This window comes from Faecalibacillus sp. (genome assembly GCF_047023275.1).
Lineage (GTDB): Bacteria > Bacillota_I > Bacilli_A > Erysipelotrichales > Coprobacillaceae > Faecalibacillus.
The window spans coordinates 13,862-19,288 of the sequence record NZ_JBKYAR010000040.1; the positions used below are offsets into that span (position 1 = coordinate 13,862).

A 5,427-nucleotide genomic window follows, 5' to 3' on the forward strand; every position below is an offset into this window, starting at 1 on the left:
TCATCTCGGCATATTATAAAAAATAATTTTATAATATGCCTTTGCATTCTGCCATCATATATTTTATTAATTCTAAATTAAAAACCCCTTGGTTGAGAATTCAACCTTGGGGTATGCTTATATATTAATCTACATCATACGCTACTAAATCATCAAAAGTTTGTCTACGAATAACTTCTTTAGAATGACCTTGGTATGTAAAGACAACAGCAGGTTTTGGTAATTGGTTGTAGTTAGAAGACATTGAATAATGATAAGCTCCTGTAGAGAACATTGCAAGAATATCTCCTGGTTGAGGATCTTGTAACATAATATCTTTAATCAAAATATCTCCAGATTCACAGTTTTTACCAGCAACTGTTACTAAATGATCTGCTTCTTGTCCTGCTTTGTTTGCGATAACAGCATCATATTTAGCGTTGTATAATGATGAACGAATGTTATCTGTCATTCCACCATCGACACTAATATAATCTCTAATATCTCTAATATATTTATAAGAACCAACTGTATATAAAGTAATACCGGCATTACCTACACAATAACGTCCTGGTTCTACTAAAACCATTGGTCGTTTCATATCTCTTTTATCGAAACCTTTATAGATGATATCCATGATTGTAGAAACAACATCATCGAATTCTAGCGGATGATCACTTGCTGTATATTGAATACCAAAACCACCACCAGCATTTAATTTATTAATAACAATTCCAAAGATATCATAAATTTCATAAGCGATATCTACGAATTTATTCATCGCAAGTACATAAGCTTGAATTTCTTCAATTTGACTTCCTACGTGACAATGAATTCCATCGAAATTGATATGTGGTGCATCAATAACTTTTTTAATTGCTTTTAAATATGTATTATCATGACTTGAAAAACCAAATTTTGTATCTTTAGCTCCTACACGAATATAATCATGTCCACCAGCATAAACACCTGGTGTGATTCTGACCAAACCATTGACCATAACATTTAATTTTGAAGCAATTTCTTCAACAAGTTCAATTTCATAGAAATTATCAATAACGAAGTTTTCAACACCGTTTTCTAATGCATATTGAATTTCTGAAGGTAATTTGTTATTTCCATGGAAATAAATCTTTTTAGGATCAAATCCTGCTTTTAAAGCAACAGAGATTTCTCCTGCACTGACGCAGTCGATTCCAACTCCATATTCCATAGCTAATTTATAGATTGCTTTACATGAAAATGATTTTGAAGCAAATAGTGGTAATGTATTTTCATATTTATCAATCATTTTTGTTTTTAATGTATTAAATTGTTTTCTAATATGTCCTTCTGACATAACATAGAGTGGTGTTCCATATTGTTTTACTAAATCAGTTGCTTTCACATCATCTATGTATAAATCGTTTCCCTTAATTTGTGCAAATTCAGTTTGTAAAACCATTTCTTATCTCCCTAATAAAGTGTTTTTAATGTAAATAAACCAGTTTCTTTATCTTGCAAAGCTTTTGCTGCAGCTAAAGCACCTTGAACAAAGACATCTTTAGATAAAGCTGTATGTTTAATTTCAATAATTTCATCTAACCCAGCAAACATAATTTCATGTTCACCAAAAATTGTTCCACCACGAAGTGCTTGAATCCCAATTTCTTCTTTTTTTCTTTTTTCATGAAGTGAACTACGATCATAAACAGGTGTTGTTTCTTTGATTTCATCTTCCATCACTTCATATAAAAGTTTTGCTGTACCTGATGGTGCATCAATTTTTTGATTATGATGTTTTTCTAAGATTTCAATATCATAACCATTATCATAGAATTCTTTAGCAACTTGTCTTAAGATTTTAGTCACCATTTGAATTCCAAAGCTTGTATTATAAGATTGGAAGATAGCTATTTCTTTAGAAGCTTCTTCAATCTTATCTAATTGTTCCTTAGAAAAACCAGTTGTTGCGAAAACAACTTTTGTTTTATTCTTTTTAGCATAAGCTAAAATATCATCAAGATTGTTTGGATGTGAAAAATCAATAATCACATCCGCACGATCTTGAACTTCTGTTAAATTACTATACATTGCTTCTGGTGCTTTTTCATCAAATTCATAAGAAACAACACCAATTAAATCAAAACCTTCTTTTTCTCTTAATTGATGAGCAACTTTTTTACCCATCAAACCATATCCATATAATAATACTTTCATCTTAATACCCCAATTTTTCAAATTCATCCATTGCATCAAATAATGCTTTTTTATTTTCATCAGTTGTTGTAATTAATGGTAATCTTAAATGTTCTCCACAAACACCCATTTTAGCAAGAGCTGCTTTAGGCATAATTGGATTTACATCAATAAATAATAAACGTGAAATAGGATCTAAAGCATAAGCTAATGGTTGAGCTTCTTTAAGATTTCCTTTTAAGATAAGTTGTGTTAATTTTTCTACTGCTTCTGGATATAAGTTAGAAGTTACAGAAATAACTCCTTTTCCTCCAGCTGCCATAAATGGAAGAATATTATCATCACATCCTGAATATAAATCAAAATCTAAATCAGCTGTTTTCGCTAATACTTCCATAGCATAAGCAATGTTATCTGTAGCATCTTTCATTGCTTGAATATTTTTATGTTTAGCAAGTTCTACAACAGTATCAACCGAAATATTTAATCCAGTTCTTCCTGGTACATTATATAAAATCATTGGAATATCAACTGCATCAGCAATTGTTGTATAATGTTGAATTAAACCTCTTTGACTTGTTTTATTGTAGTAAGGTGTTACGACAAGAATCGCATCTGCTCCTTTTTCTTTAGCGTAACGTGCTTTCTTTAAAGCTGTTTGTGTATCATTTGAACCAGCTCCACAAATAACTTTAACACCAGTTCCTTTCGCAAGTTCTAGTGTCATATCTAATAATTTAAATTCATCTTCAATCGTAATAGTAGCTGTTTCACCTGTTGTTCCATTAACAAGTAATGCTTGTACACCACCATCGATCATTCTTTGAACTTGTTTTTTAAATCCTTCAAAATCAATGTCTCCATTATCAAACATTGGTAATACAAGTGCTACTGCACTTCCTTCAAAAATTGTCATATTTATTTATCCTCCTCGATATGAAATCTTTCTTTTAATAATTGAATTGCTTGATCTAAATTTTCTTTATCAATAACTAAAGAAATAGTTCTTTTACTTGTTGTAATTTGATAAAAATGAATATTAGCTTGTCCTAAGACATCAAATACTTCAGCTGCTAAACCTGGTGTTGTTTCCACCAATTTTCCCCCAACAGCAACTTTAGCGTATTTTCTAATTTGATAAATTTGAATTTGTTTAAATTCATCTTTTAATTTCATGATTGCTTGATTAAGTTTTAATTGGAATACTTGATCTAAAGTAATTTCAATTTGTACAAAATCATCAACAGTAACTTGTGAAATCATATCTACATTAATTTCTTCATCTTTTAATATAGAAAAGATTTTCGCAATCATTTTAGGATGTTTTGGTACATTTAATAACTTAAGTTGAATGATTTCTCTTTCACAACTTATGGCTTCAATAATATCGTTCATAATTTCCTCCCTATATTTTATTCATCCTCTTATAAAAAGTGACAAATAAAAAATTGCAATGAGTATCATTGCAACAAAAAAATTCGTTATCAATGATAGCTCCCCATTACCTTTAGATAATGACAGTTGAATAGGTCTTCCCTAGACACCCAAGATTATACCTCATGCAATAGATACAATCTTTCGGCAAGTGCTCCTCCTTCATTACCTTGTTGCATCAAATAATAATAATCTCATAACATCTTGCGCCTCTATCTTTATTTGAATAGATTTTATCACATCTTTAAATAGTATACAATAATAAGCCTTATTATTTTTCATTTAGAAATAATTTTGATATGATGAACATAAGGAGGGATATCTATGTTATTTATTTGTTATCCAAAATGTTCTACATGTAAAAAAGCTAAAAAGTTCTTAACTGATCATCAAATAGAATTTGATGAAAGACATATTGTCGAAGAAAAACTAAGTAAAGATGAATTAAAAGCACTTTATTTAAAAAGTGGTTTACCACTTAAAAGATTCTTTAATACATCAGGTAATCTTTATAAAGAAAAACATTTAAAAGATGTTTTACCTACTTTAAGTGAAGATGAACAATTAGAACTACTTTCTACAAATGGAATGCTTGTAAAAAGACCTATATTAGAAACAGAAGATAAAGTTCTTGTTGGTTTTAAAGAAGATCAATATAAGGAACTTCTCTAATGCCTGCTGGATATACGCATTATTGTTTTGGTAAAGATGTTTATAAACATCTAGATGATCAAAATATTAAAGATTTATTACTTAGAAATGAAAATTGTTTTTTAATTGGTCTTCATGGTCCAGATATTTTCTTTTATGAAAGATGGAATAAAATAGCAAGAAAGATGCATCAAGAAAAAGCCAATGTTTTCTTTGAAAAGGCACAAGATATTATTCAAAGTGAAGCACAACTTGCTTATATTCTTGGTTTTATTTGTCATTATTTATTAGATAGTCAAATGCATCCTTATATTAAAAAGATGATTAAAAACACAAATATGGATCATTTTGAAATAGAATCCGATTATGACCGTCTTCTTTTAAAAAGAAACCATCAAGATCCATTACATAAAGAAATCTATGAACATATTCGCTTTAAAGAAAAAGAAATATGTACTATTCAATCCTTTTTTCCTGAACTATCTTATTTAGATATTGAAAAAGCTCTTAAAGGATTAAAAAGAATTGATCATTTATTAAAAGCACCTAGCTTTTTAAAAAGAGGACTTATTTATGGATGTTTCCATCTCACATTCAATTTTCATAAACTTCAAGGTTTGATTATTAATTACCATCATAATAAAGAAATGGAAAAATATAATGATATTCTTGATAAAATTTACCAACAAGCATTAAAAGAATCTCTTATTTATCTTCCTTTATTTATTCAAAACTATAAAAAACACGCTCCTTTACCAGAGCGTTACTACCATAACTACAAATAGTGCATCAAACGATGCACTATTTTTTATAAATCAAAACCATCTTTGAAAGCTTTACCAACATTTTCTCCTAAAACACGATACGTATTATTGACCATATCAAAAGCAATAATTTCCATTTTATCTACATCTATCTTACCATTTTCATCTAAATAATCTTCATCAATAGAAACATTCACAACATTTCCAATTAAGTTTCCATCTTCAAAAGATTCAACAGTACATTCTAAAGTAAGTGGATATTCTTCAATAATTGGTGCATCTACATGTTTTGAAGGTGTTACATGCACACCGCTTTTTTCAATCTTATCTTCTTTATTTCCAGAAACAACACCAAAATAATCAGAAACCCGTCTTTAGAAGTTATCACTATATTTTTTAGAACTACATTTAAACCATTTCT

At 29.0% G+C, this 5,427-nt stretch carries 6 protein-coding genes, 1 pseudogene and 1 riboswitch; of the genes and pseudogenes, 2 read left to right on the forward strand and 5 right to left on the reverse strand.

The annotated features are described in order from the left end of the window. Window positions 1–124: 124 nt before the first annotated feature. From lysA to ACLVEP_RS11530, 4 genes are read right to left on the reverse strand one after another with little or no spacing between them, the layout of a single operon-like run. Window positions 125–1,423, reverse strand: coding sequence for a diaminopimelate decarboxylase (lysA, locus tag ACLVEP_RS11515; RefSeq protein WP_412584981.1), 1,299 nt, complete (start codon window positions 1,421–1,423; stop codon window positions 125–127). 11 nt (window positions 1,424–1,434) lie between these two features. Next, the gene (gene dapB / locus ACLVEP_RS11520) at window positions 1,435–2,178 is read right to left on the reverse strand and encodes a 4-hydroxy-tetrahydrodipicolinate reductase (protein WP_412584983.1); all 744 of its coding nucleotides are present in this window, start codon (window positions 2,176–2,178) and stop codon (window positions 1,435–1,437) included. Between the two features lies 1 nt (window position 2,179). Further along, window positions 2,180–3,073: a 4-hydroxy-tetrahydrodipicolinate synthase gene (gene dapA, locus ACLVEP_RS11525; protein WP_412584985.1), complete on the reverse strand. Its 894-nt coding sequence runs from the start codon at window positions 3,071–3,073 to the stop codon at window positions 2,180–2,182. A gap of 2 nt (window positions 3,074–3,075) precedes the next feature. Next, window positions 3,076–3,552: an ACT domain-containing protein gene (locus ACLVEP_RS11530; protein WP_412584987.1), complete on the reverse strand. Its 477-nt coding sequence runs from the start codon at window positions 3,550–3,552 to the stop codon at window positions 3,076–3,078. 88 nt (window positions 3,553–3,640) lie between these two features. Beyond that, a riboswitch (Lysine riboswitch) is annotated at window positions 3,641–3,814 on the reverse strand. 101 nt (window positions 3,815–3,915) lie between these two features. On the opposite strand from ACLVEP_RS11530, the gene ACLVEP_RS11535 reads away from it, so the two are divergent. Then, window positions 3,916–4,263, forward strand: a complete 348-nt coding sequence (locus ACLVEP_RS11535; protein WP_412584989.1) for an arsenate reductase family protein — start codon at window positions 3,916–3,918, stop codon at window positions 4,261–4,263. Beyond that, window positions 4,263–5,027 carry a zinc dependent phospholipase C family protein gene (locus ACLVEP_RS11540; protein ID WP_412584990.1) on the forward strand — a complete coding sequence of 255 codons (765 nt, stop codon included), beginning with the start codon at window positions 4,263–4,265 and terminating at the stop codon, window positions 5,025–5,027. The genes ACLVEP_RS11535 and ACLVEP_RS11540 overlap by 1 nt, the downstream gene beginning before the upstream one ends. Window positions 5,028–5,050: 23 nt before the next feature. Here the strand turns inward: ACLVEP_RS11540 and ACLVEP_RS11545 are convergent. After that, window positions 5,051–5,362: pseudogene (locus tag ACLVEP_RS11545) on the reverse strand (flavin reductase); the annotation flags it as partial. Between the last annotated feature and the right edge of the window lie 65 nt (window positions 5,363–5,427).

Coding starts and splice junctions, on each gene's coding strand:
- lysA (WP_412584981.1), bottom strand. CDS start 1,423: ATGGTTTTACAAACTGAATTTGCACAAATTAAGGGAAACGATTTATAC.
- ACLVEP_RS11530 (WP_412584987.1), bottom strand. CDS start 3,552: ATGAACGATATTATTGAAGCCATAAGTTGTGAAAGAGAAATCATTCAA.
- ACLVEP_RS11535 (WP_412584989.1), top strand. CDS start 3,916: ATGTTATTTATTTGTTATCCAAAATGTTCTACATGTAAAAAAGCTAAA.
- ACLVEP_RS11540 (WP_412584990.1), top strand. CDS start 4,263: ATGCCTGCTGGATATACGCATTATTGTTTTGGTAAAGATGTTTATAAA.
- dapB (WP_412584983.1), bottom strand. CDS start 2,178: ATGAAAGTATTATTATATGGATATGGTTTGATGGGTAAAAAAGTTGCT.
- dapA (WP_412584985.1), bottom strand. CDS start 3,073: ATGACAATTTTTGAAGGAAGTGCAGTAGCACTTGTATTACCAATGTTT.